We start from the raw sequence: 18,245 nt of genomic DNA on the forward strand, positions 1-18,245 counted from the left end.
CATCATGAGACTGGTCCGCTATGGCCGCCCGGGCAAGGAAAAGCCGGGCCTGTTCGATGAAGAGGGCCGCCTGCGCGACCTGTCCGGGATCATCGACGACATCGATCCGTCGCAGCTGTCCGACAAGGCGCTGCGCAAACTCGCCAAACTCGACCAGAAAACGCTGCCGCTCGTGCGCGGCAATCCGCGCCTGGGCGTGCCGGTCAAGGGCATCGGAAAATTCATCGGCATCGGCATGAACTACCTGGACCACGTGCGCGAAACGGGCGCCGAGGTGCCGGCCGAACCGATCTTCTTCACCAAGGCGATCAGCGCCCTGAACGGCCCGGACGATCCGATCCAGCTGCCGAAAGGCTCGAAGAAAACCGACTGGGAAGTCGAACTCGGGGTGATCATCGGCACGCGCGCGCAGTACGTGAGCGAAGAAGAGGCGCTCAAGTTCGTGGCCGGGTATTGCGTCGTCAACGACGTGACCGAGCGCGCCTTCCAGTTCGAGATGGGCTCGCAGTGGGACAAGGGCAAGGGCTGCGATACCTTCGGCCCGGTCGGCCCGTTCCTCGTCACGCGCGACGAGATCCTCGACGTGCAGGACCTCGACCTGTACCTGGAACTGAACGGCAAGCGCATGCAGACCGGGAATACGGCCAGCATGATCTTCAGCGTGGCGCAGCTCGTCAGCTACGTGTCGCGCTTCATGACGCTCGAGCCGGGCGACATCATCACCACCGGCACACCGCCGGGCGTAGGCATGGGCCGCAAGCCACAGCGCTTCCTCAAGAAGGGCGACCAGCTGCGCCTGGGGATCGCCGGTCTCGGCGAGCAGCAGGCCGATGTCGTGGCGTATCCGAAGTAAGTTGTGTCAGGGCGGGCCGCCACGCGGCTCGCCTGTATCCGGTACGGCGGTGCGCGCCGTGTTCATCACCATCGCCAGCAGCGTGTAGTACCCGCAGATCCCCATCAAGTCGACCGCGCCCTGTTCGCCGAACAGCGCCAGCGCGTCCGCATACACGCGGTCCGACACCGCTTTTGTCTCGTGCAGCTCGATGCAGAAGTCGTGCACCACCGCCTCGTCGACCAGCATGTCGGCGGGCCGCTCACGCGCCGCAACCGCCGCGATGACGGCCGGCGGAATCCCTGCTTGCACCGCGATCGGCGCATGGATTGCCCATTCGACGGCCTGGTCCCACTGGCGCGCCGTGACCAGGATTGCCAGCTCCGACAAGCGCACACCGAGCGCGCTGCGGTAGCGCAGGTACTCGCCCATGCGCTGCGCATGCAGCATCAGTTCGGGACTGCGCAGCAGCGGCACGAACGGACCGTAGACGGCGCCGCGCGGGCCGTCGATGATCTCCTGCGCAGCGGCGCGCTGGGCCGTGGTCAAAGCGTGATCGGGGATGGGGCCGAGACGTTCATTCATCGAGCATACCCGCCTGTTGTATCGAAATTGAAGGCAGGAAAATATTCGCACGGCCCGCGCTAAAAATCAAAAGAAGTGCCTCGGAGCACGCTTATCGTCAAGCGTTGCAGTCACCGCCGAGGGAGCCGTCCATGAGCCACATCATCCACCGCAACCTGCGCCAGATGCCGCCCACGGCGGTTGGCGGCGCAGGCATCGTGCTGCGCGACAGCAGCGGCAAGACCTACCTCGACGCCAGCAGCGGCGCGGCCGTGTCCTCGCTCGGCCATGGCCACCCGGACGTGATTGCGGCCATGCACCGCCAGATCGACCGCTGCGCCTACGCCCATACCGCGTTCTTTACCACCGAAGTGGCCGAGCAACTGGCCGACCGCCTGATCGCCGGCGGGCCGCAGGACATGGGCGGCGTGTATTTCGTCTCGGGTGGCTCGGAAGCGATGGAGACCGCGCTCAAGCTGGCGCGCCAGTACTGGGTCGAGGCGGGCGAGCCGCAGCGCACGCAATTCATCGCGCGCCGCCAGAGCTACCATGGCAACACGCTGGGCGCGCTGGGCGTGGGTGGCAACGAGTGGCGCAAGCGCGCCTTTGCGCCGCTGCTGAAAGAGGCGCTGCGGGTCGCGCCCTGTTATGCCTACCGGGGCTGCACCGACGGCATGTCGCTCGACGACTACACGGCCGGCCTGCTCGACGAACTCGAAACGGCCGTCATCAAGGCCGGGCCGGACACCATCATCGCTTTCGTCGCCGAGCCGGTGGTGGGCGCCACCGGCGGCGCGATCCCGCCCACGCCGGGCTACTTCCAGGGCGTGCGCGATATCTGCGACCGGCACCGCATCCTGTTGATCGCCGATGAAGTCATGTGCGGCATGGGCCGCACCGGCAGCATGTATGCGATCGGGCAGGAGGGCGTGGCGCCGGACATCGTGGCCGTGGCCAAGGGGCTGGGCGCCGGCTACCAGCCGATCGGTGCGGTGCTCGCGCACGAGGCGATTGTCGACACGCTGCGCCAGCGCAGCGGCATGTTCCAGCACGGGCACACGTATATCGGTCACCCGGTGGCGGCAGCGGCGGCGCTGGCGGTGCAGCAGGTGATCGAGCGTGACGATCTGCTGGCGCAGGTGCAGCGCCGGGGCGCATTGCTGCGGCAGATGCTGGGGGATGCGTTTGGCACGCACGAACACGTGGGCGATATCCGCGGGCGCGGGCTGTTCATGGCGCTGGAATTGGTGCGGGACCGCGAGACCAAGGCGCCGTTCGCGCCGGAGGTCAAACTGCACGCGGCGATCAAGGCCGAGGCGATGGCGCGCGGCTTGCTGGTGTATCCGATGGGCGGGACGATCGATGGTCAGCTGGGTGACCACGTGTTGCTGGCGCCGCCGTTTATCGTGACGCCGGGGGAGTTGTCGGAGATCGTGTCGCGGCTGGACGCGGCGGTCAAGGCTGCGTTGGCGACGGCCCTCATGGGGTGAGGGCCGCCGTTGCCGATGTTACGCGACGACCTTGCGAATCCACTTTGAAATGTCCTGCACCTCTTCGAGGCACAGCGTGTGCTGCATCGGATACGCATGCCACTCGACCTGGTAGCCGAGCGCCTCGACGACCTTGCGCGACTCTTCGGCGCGGGCAAACGGCACCACCGGATCCTGCACGCCATGCGCCATGAAGATCGGCGTGCCCAGGCTCGCTTCGCTGCGCTCGGTGCCGGCGACGCTGGACAGCGGCAGGTAGCCCGACAGGCACAGCATGCCCGCCAGTTTCTCGGGGTGGCGCAAGCCCGTCTGCAGCGTCATCGCGCAGCCCTGCGAGAAGCCGGCCAGGATGATGCGCGAGGCCGGGATGCCGCGCGCTTTTTCGCGGGCGATCAGCGCTTCGACCTGCAACTGCGATGCGCGCAAGCCGCCTTCGTCTTCGCGCCGTGTGAGGTCGGTGGCGACGATGTCGTACCACGAGCGCATCACGTAGCCGCCGTTGATCGTCACCGGCATCGTGTTCGCATGCGGGAACACAAAGCGGATGCCCGGCAGGCCGGTCAGGTCCAGTTCGCGCACGAGCGGCACGAAGTCATTGCCATCGGCGCCCAGGCCGTGCAGCCAGACGACGGCGATGGTCGGATTCGGGGCGGTCTCGATTTCGATATTGTCCAGCAGCTGGGTCATGGTGTCTTTCGCAATGCCGATTTGGGGCGGAAGGTCTGGCTGACCGCCGGATTGGTTTCCATGTACGGGCCACCGATCAGGTCGACGCAGTAGGGGACGGCCGCGAAGATGCCGCCGACGATCGTGGCGCCGGCGTCGTCCCGGAGGCCTTCGAGCGTTTCCTTGATCGACTTGGGCTGGCCCGGCAGGTTCATGATCAGGGCCGCGTGGTCTGCGGTTTCACGGATCACGGCCGTCTGGCGCGACAGGATCGCGGTCGGCACGAAGCGCAGGCTGATCTGGCGCATCTGCTCGCCGAAGCCCGGCATCTCTTTGGTGGCAACCGCCAGCGTGGCCTCGGGCGTGACGTCGCGCCGCGACGGGCCGGTGCCGCCGGTGGTGAGCACCAAGTGGCAGCGCGCCGTGTCGACCAGCTCGATCAGCGTGGCCTCGATGGCCGCGCGCTCGTCCGGGATCAGGCGCGTCTCGATGCGATACGGCGTCGTGAGCGCGCTGGCCAGCCAGTCGGTCAGCGCCGGGATGCCCTTGTCTTCGTAGACCCCGCCGCTGGCGCGGTCGGAAACGGAGACAAGGCCGATCACCAGCGCATCGTTACCGACAGCGTTACTCGTCGTCGGACTCGTCATCGTTCGCTTCTTCGTCGTCGGCAGCGGCAGCCGCATCGGCTTTCTTCTTCTTTTGCAGGTCCTTGAGGATCTGGAAGATTTCGCGGAAGGCTTTTGGCGGCTTGGACTCGGCCACTTCCTTGCGCGCGTTGCGAATCAGGGTACGCAGGTGCTGGACGTCGAGCTCGGGGTTTTCTTCGAGCAGCACGGTCAGCGCCGTGTCGTCCGACAGCAGCTTGTCGCGGCGGCGTTCGAGCGCGTGCAGGGATGCTGTTTCGGCCTTCGACGCGCCTTTCCAGCTGTCGATCGTGCGCTGGATGACGGCGACTTCTTCTTCGTTCAGCGTGCGCATTTTCTTGCCCACGAATTGCAGCGCGCGGCGCCGGCCTTCGTGGTTGGTAATCGTCTGGCACGTGAGGATGGCATCGCGCACGTCCTCGGGCATCTCGACGCGCTTGACGCGGTCGCGCGCCGCTTCGACGAGCTGCTCGCCGAGCTTCTGCAACTCGTTCGACTGGCGCTTGAGCTCAGATTTGGAAGGACGGTCGTACTCTGGTTCGAACTCGTTGGACTGGAAGCCCACCGAGCCGCGATTTGGATTAGGCATGATTTGGATGATTTGATTGGCGCTGGGCCGATCAGTGAAAACAGTAAACGGCTGCTATGATAACTGTTTTAGGGACGGCCACGAAAAACACACATGAACGACACCCCTTTTACCCACACCCAGGATCAGCTGAAACAGCTGGCGCGCGACATGCTGGCGCTTGCGCGCGAGCAGGGTGCGTCCGATGCAGCGGTCGAAATCAGTGAAGGGAGCGGGCTGTCGGTTTCTGTGCGTAAAGGCAATATCGAGACAATCGAGCAGAACAAGGACAAGGGCCTGGGCATCACCGTGTATTTCGGCCAGCGCCGCGGCAACGCGAGCACGTCCGACTTTTCCGCCGATTCGCTCAAGGCCACGGTCGAAGCCGCGTCCAATATCGCGCGCTTCACGGCCGAGGATGACTGCGCCGGCCTGCCCGACGCCGACCTGATCGAAACCGCGCCGCGCGACCTGCGCCTGTTCTACCCGTGGCCCATCTCCACCGAACAAGCCGTCGAGCTGGGCCAGCGCTGCGAAGCCGCCGCGTTCGCCGTCGACAAGCGCATCACCAATAGCGAAGGCGCCAGCGTCTACGTGCAGCAGTCGCACTTCGTCGCCGCCAATTCGCGTGGTTTTCTCGGCGGCTATCCGTTTTCGCGCCACACGATCTCGGTTGCGCCCATTGCCGGCAAGGGCAACGGGATGCAGCGCGACGACTGGTACACGTCGTCGCGCGATCCCAAGCAACTCGCCGCACCTGAACAAGTCGGCCGCTACGCCGCCGAGCGCGCGCTGGCGCGTCTGAATGCCCGCAAGCTCAACACCCGCACCTGCCCGGTGCTGTTCGAAGCGCCGCTCGCTGCCGGCCTCCTGGGCGCGTTCGTGCAAGCGGTCTCCGGTGGCGCGCTGTACCGCAAGTCCACGTTCCTGCTCGACATGCTTGGCAAGCCGGTGTTTCCATCGCATATCCAGGTGGTCGAAGACCCGCACCTGATCGGCGGCGTCGGCTCGGCCCCGTTCGATGACGAAGGCGTCAAGACGGTGCGCCGCAAGGTAGTCAGCGATGGCGTGCTGCAAGGCTATTTCTTGTCGTCATATACGGCGCGCAAGATGGGCATGCCGACGACCGGCAACGCCGGCGGCGCACACAACCTCGAGATCGTCTCGACGGCCACGCGCCGCACCGATGACTTCGAAGGCATGCTGCGCAAACTCGGTACGGGCCTCCTGGTTACCGAACTGATGGGGCAGGGCGTCAACTACGTCACCGGCGACTATTCGCGCGGTGCCTCCGGTTACTGGGTCGAGCAGGGCGTGATCCAGTATCCGGTCGAAGAAATCACGATCGCCGGCAATATGCGCGATATGTTCCAGCAGATCGTTGCCGTCGGCACCGACACGCTGGTTCGCGGCAACAAGACCACGGGCTCGATTCTGATCGAGAACATGGTCATTGCCGGCAACTAAGGAAAACGCATGACCCGCTTCGTTCGCATCGACAAGGAAAGCAGCCCCAAGACGGTGCTGCTGAACCTCGACCTGGTAGCCACCGTGGAGCTCGCTCCCCAATCCGATCTGCTCAGCTCGAGCGGGGACGGCCGCAAGGTGTATGCCACTTTCCTGGCGCCGGATAAAACCGCGATCGCCACCCTGCATTTCGACAGCAGCAGCGACGCCAACGCCTGGGTAAAGGCACATTTGGGCGTCGATCTGTAATCCACCGAAAGGATCGCGCATGGCCACTATCGAGCTGTATCGAGCATTCGACTTCCGTACTGCCCAGGACTGGGAGTGGACCATCGCCGAGGCGATCCAGAATCGCATCACGATTGAGGGTGGGGGCAGCAAGCAGACCTTCAGCGGTGCTTTCTCGTATCTCGGCATCGACCGGGTGGCCGGCACGGTCACTGGCACGTCTTATTTCCAGAACAATGTCGAAGTCTACCGGGTCTCGGATGCACAGCTCGATGCCGCCCGGATCGCGCAGTTCGCGCGCAACGAACTCGATACGCAGTTGACCTACGCCTATGTGCTCTCGGGCGCCGACACGGTCATCGGCAGCGCCGGCAATGACTTCCTCAATGGCTATGGTGGCATCGACACCGCCGTCTATCGCGGCACCGCCGCCAGCTACGCGCTGCGTGCCAGCGACAGCTCGTTCGCGGTGACCGGCGCCGCCGGCAGCGACACCCTGATCAATGTCGAGCGCCTGGCCTTCACCGACAAGCACATCGCCATCGACGTCGGCGCCTTCGACAATGGCGGCACCATCTACCGCCTGTACGAGGCCGCGCTGGACCGGGCGCCCGACGTGGTCGGCCTCGGGTACTGGATGAACCGCCTCGACGATGGCGCGGACATCGTCGACATCGCCGCCGGCTTCATCGGCAGCGCCGAATACGCCAAAATGTACAGCGGCGTGACCAGCAATACCGACCTGGTGACGAAATACTACACGAACATCCTGGAGCGCACGCCCGACGCAGGCGGCCTGGCCTACTGGTCCGGGTTGCTCGACAGCGGCAAGGCAACCACCGCGCAGGTGCTCGACGCGATCAGCGACAGCCCTGAAAACATCGCGGCCGTCGCGCCGCTCATCGCCAACGGCTTCGAGTACGTGCCGTACGGCTGACGCTCTACTGCAGCAGGCATCAAAAAAGCGCCGTCGCCCCGACGGCGCTTTGCATTGCACAGCCTGCAGCTACCCGCGCGCTCTAAATGAAAAGCCGGGGTCAGGTCTGACATTCGAAAAGCCGGGGTCAGGTCTGACATTCGGACACGATCTCGACAGTCGGGCAGTCGAAACTAGCTGGCACCAGGCCACGCTGATACTGCGCAGACACCATTGGACGTGGCTAATGAAAAGCCGGGGTCAGAAAAGCCGGGGTCAGGTCTGACATTCGGACACGATCTCGACAGTCGGGCAGTCGAAACTAGCTGATACCAGGCCACGCTAGTGCTGGACAAGACACCACTGGACGTGGCTAAGGCTGAGGTCGTGTCCGAATGTCAGACCTGACCCCAGCTGTCCCAGCTGTGGACCCCAGCTGTGTTGGGATGGGTGACGCTGGCTTATTTGCTTATTTGCGCGCGCGGATCGCCTTGAGCACTGGCTGCAGCACCGCTGCGCCCAGGCGCGCGCTGCGTGCGCCGTCCCAGCCGACGAGCGGATCCGGGTCGTTCGCGTTGTCCTTGAACGGCAGTTCCAGTGTCAGCGACAGGGCGCCGAAGGTGTGCGTGATGTGCGGCGAGCCCATGGTCAGGGTCTGGTCGGTGTAGGGCGTCTTGCCGTAGCCGTGTACGTCCTGGAAGTCCGGGCTGGCGACCTTGAAGTCGGCGATGAAGCTGGCCTGCGCCGCGCCCTGCTCGGCGGTGAAGTTCGGGAGCGACTCGCTGCCGGCCACGAACACGTACGGCAAGCCTTCGTCGCCGTGCACGTCGAGGCACACGTCCACGCCCGTCTCGTGCATCTTCTGGCGCACCAGGAAGACTTCAGGGCTGCGCTCCATGCTCGGATTGAGCCACTCGCGGTTCAGGTTGGCGCCGGCGGCATTGGTGCGCAGGTTGCCGCGCACCGAGCCGTCCGGGTTCATGTTCGGCACCACGTAGAACACCGACTCTTTCAGCAGCTGGCGGCCGAACGGATTGGCTGGGTCGAGCAGCGCGTCGAGCATGCCTTCGACGAACCATTCGGCCATCGTCTCGCCCGGGTGCTGGCGCGCGATGACCCAGACCTTCTTCTTGCCCTCGGCCGGCTCGCCGATCACCAGCATGTTCAGGTCGCGGCCATCGACGGTCGAACCCAGGTCGAGCATGCGCACGTTCTCGGCCATCTGCGCGCGGTCGAGCAGCTCGAGGTGGCGTTCGAACGAATACGGCTCGAAGTAGGCGTAATACACGCTGTCCATGCCGGGCGTGTGCTCGATGGCCAGCACGCTGCCGTCGAACGACGTCGGCACGCGGAACCAGTTCACGCGGTCGTAGCTCGCCATCGCCTGGTAGTTTTCCCAGCCGGCCGGATAGGCGGCCTTGCCGGCATTGAGCAGGCGGATGGTGCAGGCTTGCCCTTGCGCGCCCTGCAGGCGGAAGTAGAACCACTGGATGATGTCGGCGTGCGAATCCTTGCGGATGTTCAGGTCGATGGCGTTCGCGCTCGTGGCGTTCACGACCTCGATGGCGCCAGCGTCGAATTGGCTGCTGATCTTGATAGACATGGTGTTGTCCTGTGTTGAGAAGGTGCGTAGAACGATGATGATACCCGTTTTCAGCAAGCGTTCGCTAGGCTGGCCGGGTTCCCGGCAGGGCCGTGAAGTGGCGTCGCAGCGCCTCCAGCGCCACGCGCACCTTGGCCGGATCGCCGTCGCGCCGCGGCGTCATGGCCGATACCAGCAGCGGTGCCGACTGCCATTGCGGCAGCACGCGCACCAGCGCGCCGCGCTCGATCGCGGCGTGTGCGTCAGCATGGCCAAGACGCGCCAGGCCCATGCCCTGTTCGCACATCTGGTGCAGCGACAGCTGGTTGTTGCTGACGATGCGCGCCTCGACCTGCAGCTGCACGTCGGCGTCGGCCCGGTGCAGATCGAGCGCCATCGTGGCGGGACCATCGGCAGTGTCGACGCCGTCGCGCGTGGAAGTGAGCCAGGCGTGATCTGCAAGCGCCTGCGGCGTTTCGGGCACGCCGTGCCGCGCAAGGTAGGCCGGCGCCGCGCACACGATCATCTCGAACTGGCACAGGGGCCGCGCGATCCAGCGCGAGTCCGGCAGGCGGCCGGCGCGGATCGCCAGGTCAATGCGCTCGCCAATCAGGTCGATCATGGCGTCGTCCACCAGCAGGCGTAGCCGCAGTTGCGGCCATGCCGCCAGCACGGGCGCGAGCGCCGGCGCGATATGGGCGCCAAAGCCCACCGGCGCGGCCACCCGCAATTCGCCGCTGGGCGCATCGCGCGCCTGCAGCAGAGAATCGTTGGCCGCACTTGCCGCTTCCAGCAGGCGCAGGCAATGCGGGTAGCAGCGCGCGCCCGCCTCGGTCAGCGTGAGCTTGCGGGTCGAGCGGTGCAGCAGCGTCACGCCGGCCTGCGCCTCGAGCGCGCGGATGGTCTGGCTGACGGCCGATGGACTCATGCCGAGGCGGCGCGCGGCGCCGCTCATCGAGCCGGCGGCGACGGTTTCGGCAAACACGGCGTACGGTCTGAGATCGTTCATCTGTTAATCCAGCTTCAAGGTGATAGTGAATCTGCCTATCTTATCGCCTCGTCGTGAAGCCGGTATCGTAAGTAGCTCATTCACGCATTCAGGAGTCACCATGCACATCGCCCTCATTGGCGCAACCGGCTTCGTCGGCGCCGCCGTCCTTTCCACCCTGCTGCAACGCGGCCACCAGGTCACCGCCGTGGTGCGCGACGCTGCGCGCCTGCCCGCGCAGCCTAGACTGACCGTGGCGTTGGCCGACGCCTATGACTCACACGCCGTCGCTCGTGCCGTGGAAGGCGCGGACGCCGTCGTCTCTGCCTTCAATCCTGGCTGGAACGATCCCGCCCTGTACGACAACTTCACGCGCGGCTTCGATGCGATCGTGCGGGGTGTCGAGGCCAGTAGCGTGCGACGCCTGCTGGTGGTGGGCGGCGCCGGCAGCCTGTTCGTCGCGCCTGGCGTGCAACTGATCGACACGCCGCAGTTTCTGGATCACGTGCCGCCGAACGTGGTGCCCGGCGCACGCGCCGCGCGCGACGCCTTGACGGCACTGCGCGCCAACACGGTGCTCGACTGGACCTATCTGAGCCCGCCGGCGATGCTGGGGCAGGGCGAGCCGACCGGTGCCTATCGTCTGGGCGGCGACGACCTGCTGATGGATGGCGCGCAGCCGGCCGGCATCGCCGTGGCCGACCTGGCGCTCGCCATCGTCGACGAAATCGAGCAGCCGCGCCATGTGCGCGCGCGTTTTACGGTCGCGACAAGGTAGCGGGCGCCAGCCCGCCGAAGCGGCCGCGAAACGCCGCATCCGCTTCAAGCGTGGCCGCATCCTCGACACGCAACATGGCCAGCACGTGTTCCTCGGCGCGTTCGTGGCTCAGTTGATAAATGGTGCGCGCCAGCGCATATGCGTCGGCGCCCGGCCACGGGTCGGGCAGCAGCGGCAGCGGCAGCATCGGGTCGTGCAGCTGCACGCGGCGGTAAGCGTGGATCAGCAAGGTGCGGATCGCGAATGCGTGGGCCGGGCTGACGTCGCCGCGTGCCAGCAAGGCCGGCAGCGGGGCAAACGTCTCGATGAAGCCGCGGTACCCGAGCACCACCGCATCGAGGTTCCAGCAGTCGCCCACCAGTTCGGGCAGCGGGCGCGAACCGGCATCCGGCACCTCGTCGGCCTGGCACACGAACACGCGGCCTTCAGCGCCCGTGCGCGCGAGGATATCGCGCAACAGGTCGCGGTCGGGCGCCGGATGCGCCATCACGCCGCTGGCCAGCATCGCAAAGCCTTCCCATTCGAGTTCCTTGCGCACCAGCGCGCGCAGGTCGCTGTCGATGCTGCCGTTGGTGGCCAGCACGAACGTCCAGCGGCCATCCCAGTCCTGTCCGGGCGCGGCGTAGATGCGGCGGTTGGCGCGCTCGAAGCGCGGCAGCGCCGTCGGCGCCAGCGCATAGCGGCTGCGCCGGCCTTCGCGGCTGGCGGTCAGCCAGCCTTCCTGCACCAGCCGGAATACGCTGGTGCGCACCAGCCGGTCGTTCACGCCGAAGGGCGCGAGCAGCTCGATCATGCTGCCGAGCCAGAAGGCGCCGCCATGGGGCGCGATCGCGTCGCCGCAGATCGTCATCACCAGCGACTTGTGGCGCGGCGGATCGGTGGCCAGGCTGAGTGCAATCCACTGGGTGCTGGTCATGTCATTCACGATCGGGCTCGATATGATTCAAAATTATTGTGTACTTCCGTTTTTTTGTATCGTATTATGATTAGCACAGATTTTGCAACGGGAGAGATCCATGTACGCACAAATGGTGGAGACAGGCCTCAATAAAGTCCGCACAGAACAGGACATGAGCGCCGACGAGCAGGCATTCCAGGCGCGCATCGACGCCGGGATCAAGATCGAACCGAAGGACTGGATGCCGGAAGCATACCGCAAGACGCTGATCCGGCAGATCTCGCAGCATGCCCATTCCGAGATCGTCGGCCAGCTCCCGGAAGGCAACTGGGTCACGCGCGCACCGACCCTGCAGCGCAAGTCGGTCCTGCTGGCCAAGATCCAGGACGAGGCCGGCCACGGCCTGTACCTGTACAGCGCCGCCGAGACCCTGGGCGTCTCGCGCGACGAGCTGCTGGCGGCCCTGCATGCCGGTAAGGCCAAGTATTCGAGCATCTTCAACTACCCGACCCTGAGCTGGGCCGACATGGGCGCGATCGGCTGGCTGGTCGACGGCTCGGCGATCATCAACCAGATCCCGCTGTGCCGCTGCTCGTACGGGCCGTATGCGCGCGCCATGGTCCGCGTCTGCAAGGAAGAATCGTTCCATGCGCGCCAGGGCTACGACATCATGATGGCGCTGGCCAAGGGCACGCCCGAGCAGAAGGCGATGGCGCAGGATGCACTCAATCGCTGGTGGTGGCCGTCGCTGATGATGTTCGGCCCGTCCGATGCCGAGTCGGTCAACAGCGCACAGTCGAGCGCCTGGCGCATCAAGCTGTTCTCCAACGACGAACTGCGCCAGCGCATGGTCGACCAGACCGTGCCGCAAGCCGAGTACCTGGGCCTGACGGTGCCGGATCCCGACCTCAAATGGAATGCCGAGCGCGGCTCGTACGATTTCGGCGCGATCGACTGGGCCGAGTTCTACGACGTTTTGAAGGGCAACGGCCCGTGCAACCGCGAGCGCCTGCGCACGCGCGTCAAAGCCTGGGACGACGGCGAATGGTTCCGCGACGCGCTGGTGGCGCACGCCGACAAGCAGGCTGCAAAAAAAGTGGCCGCCTGATTCCAACGCAGATTCGCACATTCGCACACTCACACGATGCGATGGCAATACGGAGACAACAATGAGCAAAGAATGGCCCCTGTGGGAAGTCTTCATCCGCAGCCAGCACGGCCTCGCCCACAAACACGTCGGCAGCCTGCACGCCCCTGACGCCGAGATGGCCGTCAACAACGCGCGCGACGTCTACACGCGCCGTAACGAAGGCGTCTCGATCTGGGTCGTGCGCGCCGCCGACATCGTCGCCAGCAGCCCGCACGACAAGGCCTCGCTGTTCGAGCCGGCCAACAGCAAGGTGTATCGCCACCCGACGTTCTTCCCGATGCCGGAAGAAGTCAAGAATCTGTGAGTGCGCCGGAGACCAATCCCATGGATGCAAAAATCGACTACCTGCTGCGCCAGGGCGACAACGCCCTGATCCTGTCGCAGCAACTGTGCCAGTTGTGCGGCAAGGGGCCGGCACTCGAAGAAGACATGGCGCTGTCGAACGTGGCGCTCGACCTGTTGGGCCAGACCCGGATGTGGCTGTCGTACGCCGCCGAACTCGAAGGCCAGGGCCGCGACGAAGACCGCCTCGCTTTTTTGCGCGACAGCGGCGAGTATCGCAACTGCATCCTGCTCGAACAGCCCAATGGCAGTTATGCCGATGTCGTCATGCGCCAGTTCCTGTTCGATGCGTGGCATTACTTTTTGATGGATGGCCTGACCCGCTCGAGCGACCCGCGCATCGTCGAGATCGCGGCCAAGTCGCTCAAGGAAGTGACGTACCACCTGCGCCGCAGCGGCGACCTGGTGGTGCGCCTGGGCGACGGCACGGCCACCAGCCACGCGATGATGCAGACCGCGCTGGACGACCTGTGGATGTACAGCGGCGAGATGTTCCTGTACGACGCGGTCGACGAGGCGATGGTGGCGCAGGGCGTCGCGCCAGCCGCCGGGCCGCTGCGCGAAGCCTACCTGAGCCACCTGGCCGACATATTCGCCGAAGCCACCTTGACCATGCCATCGCCTGACGCCTGGATGCAACGCGGCGGCAAACAGGGCCGGCACAGCGAGCGCCTCGGCTTCATCCTGGCCGAGATGCAGTTCCTGCAGCGCGCCTATCCAGGCGCGGCCTGGTGATGAATGCGCTGGCCGTGTCGGTCGAGCAGGTCTGGGCCTGGCTGGGCGAAGTCGCTGATCCGGAAATCCCCGTCATCTCGATCGTCGACCTGGGCATCGTGCGTGACGTGGCCCTGGACGACGACACGTGGGTGGTCACGATCACGCCCACGTATTCGGGCTGTCCGGCCATGACCGTGATTGCCGACAGCGTGGGCGACGCATTGCGCGCGCATGGCCTCGAGCGCGTGCGCATCGCCACGCGCCTGGCGCCCGCCTGGACCACCGACTGGATGAGCGCTGCCGGCAAGGCCGCGCTCACCGGCTACGGCATTGCGCCGCCCGTGCAGCAGGCGATCGACATCAGCGGCCTGCACGCCGGCATCCGCCGCCGCGCCGCGCCGGCCGTGAGCTGCCCGCACTGCGGTTCGGCCAGCACCCAGCTGACCAGCGAATTCGGCTCGACCCCGTGCAAGGCGCTCTACAAGTGCCTCGATTGCCGCGAGCCGTTCGATTACTTCAAGTGTCATTAGAGCCCAGCATGAGCCAATTCCATCCACTCACCGTCAGCAAGGTGAAACACGAAACGCGCGACGCCGTGTGCGTGACATTCGACGTGCCGCCGGCATTGAAAGAGACCTTCGCCTTCCGCCAGGGCCAGTACCTGACGCTGCGCGCCACGATCGATGGCGACGAGGTGCGCCGCTCGTACTCGATCTGTTCGGCGGTGCAGGACGACCAGCTGCGCGTGGCGATCAAGCGCACGCCCGGCGGCCAGTTCTCCAGCTGGGCCAACGACAGCCTGCAACCGGGCGCGCAGCTGGACGTCATGCCCCCGAGTGGCAACTTCAACGTGCCGCTCGACGCGGCCAGCGCCCGCCACTACCTGGCGTTTGCTGCCGGCAGCGGGATCACGCCGATCCTGTCGATCGTCAAGACCACGCTGCTGGCCGAGCCGGGCAGCCGCTTCACGATCGTCTACGGCAACCGCGCCTCGTCGAGCGTGCTGTTTCGCGACGAACTCACGGACCTCAAGGACCAGTACATGGACCGCCTGCGCCTGGTCTACGTGATGAGCCGCGAGCAGCAGGACATTGAACTCTTCAACGGCCGGATCACCGAAGACAAGTGCACGCAGTTCCTGCGCCAGTGGATCGACATCAAGGCCATCGACGTCGCCTTCATCTGCGGCCCCGAAGACATGATGCATGGCGTCTCGCGCGCGCTGCAGGCGGCCGGGCTGGCCAAGGAGCAGATCCGCATCGAGCTGTTTGCCGCGAGCGCGCCAACCCGCGAGCGCACGCCGCGCGCGGTTGCCGCCAGCGCGCGCCAGCACACCGAAGTGACCGTGATCATGGACGGCAGCGCCGCCAGCTTCACGATGGACCGGGACACCGAATCGCTGCTGGACGCGGGCCTGCGCGCCGGCATCGACATGCGCTATTCGTGCAAGGGCGGCGTGTGCTCGACCTGCCGCTGCAAGGTGCTTGATGGCGAAGTGGAGATGGACGTGAACTACGCGCTGGAAGACTATGAAGTCGCGCGCGGGTTCGTGCTCAGCTGCCAGAGTTTCCCGGTGACCGACAAGGTGGTGGTGGATTTCGATATCGCCGAATAACCGCGCGCAACCAGAACAAAAACGGAGACCACGATGAACTACGACAGCATCCAGTTCAAGGCAGATGGCGGCGTCGCCGTCCTGACCCTGAACCGCCCCGATCGCCTCAACAGCTTCACCCGTGCCATGCACCTCGAAGTGCGTGATGCGCTCACGTGCGTGCAGGCCGACCAGTCCGTGCGCGTGCTGGTGCTGACCGGCGCCGGCCGTGGCTTTTGCGCGGGCCAGGATCTGGCCGACCGCGCGGTCGACCCGGGCGCGCCGGGTGTCGATCTGGGCGCGTCGGTCGAAGAGTTCTATGCGCCGCTCGTGCTGACGCTGAAGAATCTGCCGATGCCCGTCATCTGCGCCGTCAACGGCGTGGCCGCCGGCGCAGGCGCCAACCTGGCGCTGGCCTGCGACATCGTGCTGGCCGCGCAATCGGCCAGCTTCATCGAAGCGTTCAGCAAACTGGGCCTGATCCCCGACACCGGCGGCACCTGGCATTTGCCGCGCCTGATCGGCCCTGCGCGCGCGATGGGCCTGGCCATGCTGGGCGAAAAGCTCAGCGCCGAAAAAGCCGAAGCCTGGGGCCTGATCTGGCGCTGCGTGCCGGACGACGTGCTGATGGACGAAGCGCTGGCCATGGCGAAACACTTTGCCGCCGCGCCGACCAAGGGCCTGGCATTCACCAAGCGCGCCTTCCAGGCCAGCTACGCCAACACCTTGGAGCAGCAATTGCAGCTCGAAGCCGACATGATGCGCGAACTCGGTAACAGCCACGACTACCGCGAAGGCGTCGCCGCATTCCTGGCAAAGCGCGCGCCGCAGTTCAAGGGGGAGTGAGGATGCAGTCACTGCCACCGCATTCGACGGTTGCCGTCATCGGCAGCGGCGCAATGGGCGCGGGCATCGCTCAGGTCGCGGCCACGGCCGGCCATCAGGTGCTGCTGTTCGATACCCGGACCGGCGCCGCCGACAAGGCGATCGCGGAGATCGGCGCCACCTATGCGCGCCTGGTCGCGAAGGGCCGCATGGGCGCCGTCGAATCCGATCTCGCGCGCGAGCGTCTGCGCCGCATCGATGCCTTGCACGAAGCGTCCGGTGCGGTGCTCGTCATCGAGGCCATTGTCGAAGACCTGCAAATCAAGCGCGCGCTGTTTGCCGCACTCGAAGCCGTCGTCGCCAGTGACTGCATCCTGGCGACCAACACGTCGTCGATCTCGGTCACGGCCATCGGCGCGCAACTGGCGCATCCCGAACGCCTGGTCGGCATGCACTTCTTTAATCCGGCGCCGCTGATGGCGCTGGTGGAAGTGGTCAGCGGCCTGGCGACCGGACGCGAGGTCGCGCAGGTCGTGTATGCCACCGCCGAAAAATGGGGCAAGAGCCCCGTGCATGCGAAATCGACGCCCGGTTTCATCGTCAACCGCGTGGCGCGCCCGTTCTATGGCGAAGCCCTGCGCCTGCTGCTCGAACAGGCGGCCGACGTGGCCACGCTCGATGCCGTCATGCGCGAATGCGGCGGTTTCCGCATGGGGCCCTTCGAATTGATGGACCTGATCGGTCACGACGTCAACTTCTCGGTCACGAATTCCGTGTTCGCGGCGTACTTTGGCGATCCGCGCTTCACGCCATCCGTGCTGCAGCAGGAGCTGGTCAATGCGGGTTATTTGGGCCGCAAGACGGGGCGCGGGTTCTATCGCTATGGCGACGGGGTGGACATGCCAGTCGTGCCGTCCGAAGCTGCCTGCGACCGGCCGGCGGCGGTCAAGTACGCGGGTGCTCCCGGCAGCGTCGATGCGCTCGTCGCGCGGCTGCAGGCTTCCGGCATCGAGCTGACCGAGATCGAAGCGGCACCCGGCCTGTACTGCGGCGGCGCGGCGATCCATCTTACTGACGGGCGCAGTGCCACCGAGCGCGCGCAGGCGGATAACCAGCGTGACACGATCGTGTTCGACCTGCTGTTCGACGCTGCCATGGCGCCGCGCATCGCGCTCGCACGCGCTGACGGGTGCAGCGATGACGCTTGGCGCGCGGCAGTCGGCCTGTTCCAGGCTGCCGGCTTCGTCGTCACGCGCCTGGACGACGTCCCGGGCCTGGCCGTGATGCGCACGGTGGCGATGCTGGCCAACGAAGCGGCCGACGCTGTCCACCAGGGCGTGTGCAGCGCGCGCGCCGTGGACATCGCGATGCAGAAGGGCGTGAGTTATCCGCGTGGGCCGCTGGCCTGGTTGGATGCGATTGGCATGGGGCAGGTCGTGACCGTGCTGTCGAATCTGGCCGCCACGTATGGCGAAGACCGGTATCGCGTCTCGCCGCTGTTGCGCCGCAAACTGGCCGCCGATCCGCAGGGAGCGCGCTTTCATGCATGAAAACCCTCAGGCGCTGGCCGAGCTGGCCGGACGCACGATGTTCGAACGCGACCCGGCCAGCCAGGCGCTGGGCATGGTGCTGGCCGAGATCCGGCCCGGCTACGCGCGCATGACGATGACCGTGCGCGCCGACATGCTCAACGGGCACGCGACCTGCCACGGCGGCTATATCTTCATGCTGGCCGACAGCGCCTTTGCTTTCGCCTGCAACTCGCACAACCTCAGCACGGTGGGCGCCGGCTGCACGATCGACTATCTCGCGCCAGGGCGCGCGGGCGACGTGCTGGTTGCCGACGCCACCGAGCAGGCGTTGCAGGGTAAAACCGGCGTCTACGACGTCACGGTGAAGACCGCGGACGGGCGCACCATCGCGCTGTTTCGCGGCAAGTCGCATCGCATCGGCGGCACCGTGGCGCCCGTGGACGCCTGAACCACAAGGAGTCGAC

The 18,245-nt window shown here is 65.9% G+C and carries 21 protein-coding genes; 14 read left to right on the forward strand and 7 right to left on the reverse strand.

The genetic code is table 11. The annotated features are described in order from the left end of the window. The first annotated feature begins 4 nt into the window (after window positions 1-4). A complete protein-coding gene (locus IFU00_01715) occupies window positions 5-853 on the forward strand; it encodes a fumarylacetoacetate hydrolase family protein (GenBank protein ID MBD8540995.1) in 849 nt (282 codons plus the stop codon). Between the two features lie 6 nt (window positions 854-859). Here IFU00_01715 and IFU00_01720 read toward each other — a convergent pair whose 3' ends face one another. Further along, complete coding sequence (locus IFU00_01720) at window positions 860-1,417, reverse strand: carboxymuconolactone decarboxylase family protein (protein ID MBD8540996.1); 558 nt, start codon at window positions 1,415-1,417, stop codon at window positions 860-862. A gap of 131 nt (window positions 1,418-1,548) precedes the next feature. Between IFU00_01720 and IFU00_01725 the strand changes: the two genes are divergently transcribed. Further along, a complete protein-coding gene (locus IFU00_01725) occupies window positions 1,549-2,886 on the forward strand; it encodes an aspartate aminotransferase family protein (protein MBD8540997.1) in 1,338 nt (445 codons plus the stop codon). 18 nt (window positions 2,887-2,904) lie between these two features. Here IFU00_01725 and IFU00_01730 read toward each other — a convergent pair whose 3' ends face one another. Genes IFU00_01730 through IFU00_01740 form a run of 3 tightly spaced genes read right to left on the reverse strand, consistent with a single transcriptional unit; the run spans window position 2,905 to window position 4,785 of the window. Further along, the gene (locus tag IFU00_01730) at window positions 2,905-3,573 is read right to left on the reverse strand and encodes an alpha/beta hydrolase (protein ID MBD8540998.1); all 669 of its coding nucleotides are present in this window, start codon (window positions 3,571-3,573) and stop codon (window positions 2,905-2,907) included. After that, on the reverse strand, window positions 3,570-4,199 hold the full coding sequence (gene mog, locus IFU00_01735) for a molybdopterin adenylyltransferase (protein MBD8540999.1): 630 nt from the start codon (window positions 4,197-4,199) through the stop codon (window positions 3,570-3,572). Before mog ends, IFU00_01730 begins: the two co-directional genes overlap by 4 nt. Beyond that, window positions 4,177-4,785, reverse strand: a complete 609-nt coding sequence (locus tag IFU00_01740; protein MBD8541000.1) for a DUF615 domain-containing protein — start codon at window positions 4,783-4,785, stop codon at window positions 4,177-4,179. The genes mog and IFU00_01740 overlap by 23 nt, the downstream gene beginning before the upstream one ends. Before the next feature lie 93 nt (window positions 4,786-4,878). Between IFU00_01740 and pmbA the strand changes: the two genes are divergently transcribed. The 3 genes from pmbA to IFU00_01755 are packed head-to-tail and all read left to right on the forward strand — an operon-like array spanning window position 4,879 to window position 7,396. Beyond that, window positions 4,879-6,231, forward strand: a complete 1,353-nt coding sequence (gene pmbA, locus IFU00_01745) for a metalloprotease PmbA (protein MBD8541001.1) — start codon at window positions 4,879-4,881, stop codon at window positions 6,229-6,231. A gap of 9 nt (window positions 6,232-6,240) precedes the next feature. Next, window positions 6,241-6,480, forward strand: a complete 240-nt coding sequence (locus IFU00_01750) for a hypothetical protein (GenBank protein MBD8541002.1) — start codon at window positions 6,241-6,243, stop codon at window positions 6,478-6,480. Between the two features lie 19 nt (window positions 6,481-6,499). Next, window positions 6,500-7,396, forward strand: a complete 897-nt coding sequence (locus IFU00_01755; GenBank protein MBD8541003.1) for a DUF4214 domain-containing protein — start codon at window positions 6,500-6,502, stop codon at window positions 7,394-7,396. 448 nt (window positions 7,397-7,844) lie between these two features. On the opposite strand, the gene IFU00_01760 is transcribed toward IFU00_01755, so the two are convergent. Then, on the reverse strand, window positions 7,845-8,978 hold the full coding sequence (locus tag IFU00_01760; protein ID MBD8541004.1) for a hypothetical protein: 1,134 nt from the start codon (window positions 8,976-8,978) through the stop codon (window positions 7,845-7,847). Between the two features lie 64 nt (window positions 8,979-9,042). Continuing rightward, window positions 9,043-9,966, reverse strand: coding sequence for a LysR family transcriptional regulator (locus IFU00_01765; protein ID MBD8541005.1), 924 nt, complete (start codon window positions 9,964-9,966; stop codon window positions 9,043-9,045). Window positions 9,967-10,066: 100 nt separating this feature from the next. On the opposite strand from IFU00_01765, the gene IFU00_01770 reads away from it, so the two are divergent. Next, window positions 10,067-10,723: an NAD(P)H-binding protein gene (locus IFU00_01770; GenBank protein ID MBD8541006.1), complete on the forward strand. Its 657-nt coding sequence runs from the start codon at window positions 10,067-10,069 to the stop codon at window positions 10,721-10,723. Here the strand turns inward: IFU00_01770 and paaX are convergent. Continuing rightward, a complete protein-coding gene (gene paaX / locus IFU00_01775; protein MBD8541007.1) occupies window positions 10,704-11,648 on the reverse strand; it encodes a phenylacetic acid degradation operon negative regulatory protein PaaX in 945 nt (314 codons plus the stop codon). The genes IFU00_01770 and paaX overlap by 20 nt on opposite strands. A gap of 91 nt (window positions 11,649-11,739) precedes the next feature. Between paaX and paaA the strand changes: the two genes are divergently transcribed. The 8 genes from paaA to paaI all read left to right on the forward strand — a co-directional run bounded on the left by paaA (window position 11,740) and on the right by paaI (window position 18,229). After that, on the forward strand, window positions 11,740-12,729 hold the full coding sequence (gene paaA, locus IFU00_01780) for a 1,2-phenylacetyl-CoA epoxidase subunit A (GenBank protein MBD8541008.1): 990 nt from the start codon (window positions 11,740-11,742) through the stop codon (window positions 12,727-12,729). A 61-nt stretch (window positions 12,730-12,790) separates the two neighbouring features. Beyond that, window positions 12,791-13,075, forward strand: a complete 285-nt coding sequence (gene paaB, locus IFU00_01785; GenBank protein ID MBD8541009.1) for a 1,2-phenylacetyl-CoA epoxidase subunit B — start codon at window positions 12,791-12,793, stop codon at window positions 13,073-13,075. A gap of 20 nt (window positions 13,076-13,095) precedes the next feature. Then, a complete protein-coding gene (gene paaC, locus IFU00_01790) occupies window positions 13,096-13,848 on the forward strand; it encodes a phenylacetate-CoA oxygenase subunit PaaC (GenBank protein MBD8541010.1) in 753 nt (250 codons plus the stop codon). Continuing rightward, on the forward strand, window positions 13,848-14,360 hold the full coding sequence (gene paaJ, locus IFU00_01795) for a phenylacetate-CoA oxygenase subunit PaaJ (protein MBD8541011.1): 513 nt from the start codon (window positions 13,848-13,850) through the stop codon (window positions 14,358-14,360). The genes paaC (IFU00_01790) and paaJ overlap by 1 nt, the downstream gene beginning before the upstream one ends. An 8-nt stretch (window positions 14,361-14,368) precedes the next feature. Continuing rightward, on the forward strand, window positions 14,369-15,445 hold the full coding sequence (gene paaK, locus IFU00_01800) for a phenylacetate-CoA oxygenase/reductase subunit PaaK (protein MBD8541012.1): 1,077 nt from the start codon (window positions 14,369-14,371) through the stop codon (window positions 15,443-15,445). A 33-nt stretch (window positions 15,446-15,478) separates the two neighbouring features. Beyond that, window positions 15,479-16,270: a 2-(1,2-epoxy-1,2-dihydrophenyl)acetyl-CoA isomerase gene (locus tag IFU00_01805; protein ID MBD8541013.1), complete on the forward strand. Its 792-nt coding sequence runs from the start codon at window positions 15,479-15,481 to the stop codon at window positions 16,268-16,270. A gap of 2 nt (window positions 16,271-16,272) precedes the next feature. Then, a complete protein-coding gene (gene paaC / locus IFU00_01810) occupies window positions 16,273-17,799 on the forward strand; it encodes a 3-hydroxyacyl-CoA dehydrogenase PaaC (protein ID MBD8541014.1) in 1,527 nt (508 codons plus the stop codon). After that, a complete protein-coding gene (gene paaI, locus IFU00_01815) occupies window positions 17,792-18,229 on the forward strand; it encodes a hydroxyphenylacetyl-CoA thioesterase PaaI (GenBank protein ID MBD8541015.1) in 438 nt (145 codons plus the stop codon). Before paaC (IFU00_01810) ends, paaI begins: the two co-directional genes overlap by 8 nt. Window positions 18,230-18,245 lie beyond the last annotated feature (16 nt).

Source organism: Oxalobacteraceae sp. CFBP 8761 (genome assembly GCA_014841595.1).
Classification (GTDB): Bacteria; Pseudomonadota; Gammaproteobacteria; order Burkholderiales; family Burkholderiaceae_D; genus Telluria.

Bases quoted from the DNA above. Each gene is read 5' to 3' on its own strand.
- IFU00_01715 (MBD8540995.1), top strand. From the start codon at position 5: ATGAGACTGGTCCGCTATGGCCGCCCGGGCAAGGAAAAGCCGGGCCTG.
- IFU00_01720 (MBD8540996.1), bottom strand. From the start codon at position 1,417: ATGAATGAACGTCTCGGCCCCATCCCCGATCACGCTTTGACCACGGCC.
- IFU00_01725 (MBD8540997.1), top strand. From the start codon at position 1,549: ATGAGCCACATCATCCACCGCAACCTGCGCCAGATGCCGCCCACGGCG.
- IFU00_01730 (MBD8540998.1), bottom strand. From the start codon at position 3,573: ATGACCCAGCTGCTGGACAATATCGAAATCGAGACCGCCCCGAATCCG.
- mog (MBD8540999.1), bottom strand. From the start codon at position 4,199: ATGACGAGTCCGACGACGAGTAACGCTGTCGGTAACGATGCGCTGGTG.
- IFU00_01740 (MBD8541000.1), bottom strand. From the start codon at position 4,785: ATGCCTAATCCAAATCGCGGCTCGGTGGGCTTCCAGTCCAACGAGTTC.
- pmbA (MBD8541001.1), top strand. From the start codon at position 4,879: ATGAACGACACCCCTTTTACCCACACCCAGGATCAGCTGAAACAGCTG.
- IFU00_01750 (MBD8541002.1), top strand. From the start codon at position 6,241: ATGACCCGCTTCGTTCGCATCGACAAGGAAAGCAGCCCCAAGACGGTG.
- IFU00_01755 (MBD8541003.1), top strand. From the start codon at position 6,500: ATGGCCACTATCGAGCTGTATCGAGCATTCGACTTCCGTACTGCCCAG.
- IFU00_01760 (MBD8541004.1), bottom strand. From the start codon at position 8,978: ATGTCTATCAAGATCAGCAGCCAATTCGACGCTGGCGCCATCGAGGTC.
- IFU00_01765 (MBD8541005.1), bottom strand. From the start codon at position 9,966: ATGAACGATCTCAGACCGTACGCCGTGTTTGCCGAAACCGTCGCCGCC.
- IFU00_01770 (MBD8541006.1), top strand. From the start codon at position 10,067: ATGCACATCGCCCTCATTGGCGCAACCGGCTTCGTCGGCGCCGCCGTC.
- paaA (MBD8541008.1), top strand. From the start codon at position 11,740: ATGTACGCACAAATGGTGGAGACAGGCCTCAATAAAGTCCGCACAGAA.
- paaB (MBD8541009.1), top strand. From the start codon at position 12,791: ATGAGCAAAGAATGGCCCCTGTGGGAAGTCTTCATCCGCAGCCAGCAC.
- paaC (MBD8541010.1), top strand. From the start codon at position 13,096: ATGGATGCAAAAATCGACTACCTGCTGCGCCAGGGCGACAACGCCCTG.
- paaJ (MBD8541011.1), top strand. From the start codon at position 13,848: ATGAATGCGCTGGCCGTGTCGGTCGAGCAGGTCTGGGCCTGGCTGGGC.
- paaK (MBD8541012.1), top strand. From the start codon at position 14,369: ATGAGCCAATTCCATCCACTCACCGTCAGCAAGGTGAAACACGAAACG.
- IFU00_01805 (MBD8541013.1), top strand. From the start codon at position 15,479: ATGAACTACGACAGCATCCAGTTCAAGGCAGATGGCGGCGTCGCCGTC.
- paaC (MBD8541014.1), top strand. From the start codon at position 16,273: ATGCAGTCACTGCCACCGCATTCGACGGTTGCCGTCATCGGCAGCGGC.
- paaI (MBD8541015.1), top strand. From the start codon at position 17,792: ATGCATGAAAACCCTCAGGCGCTGGCCGAGCTGGCCGGACGCACGATG.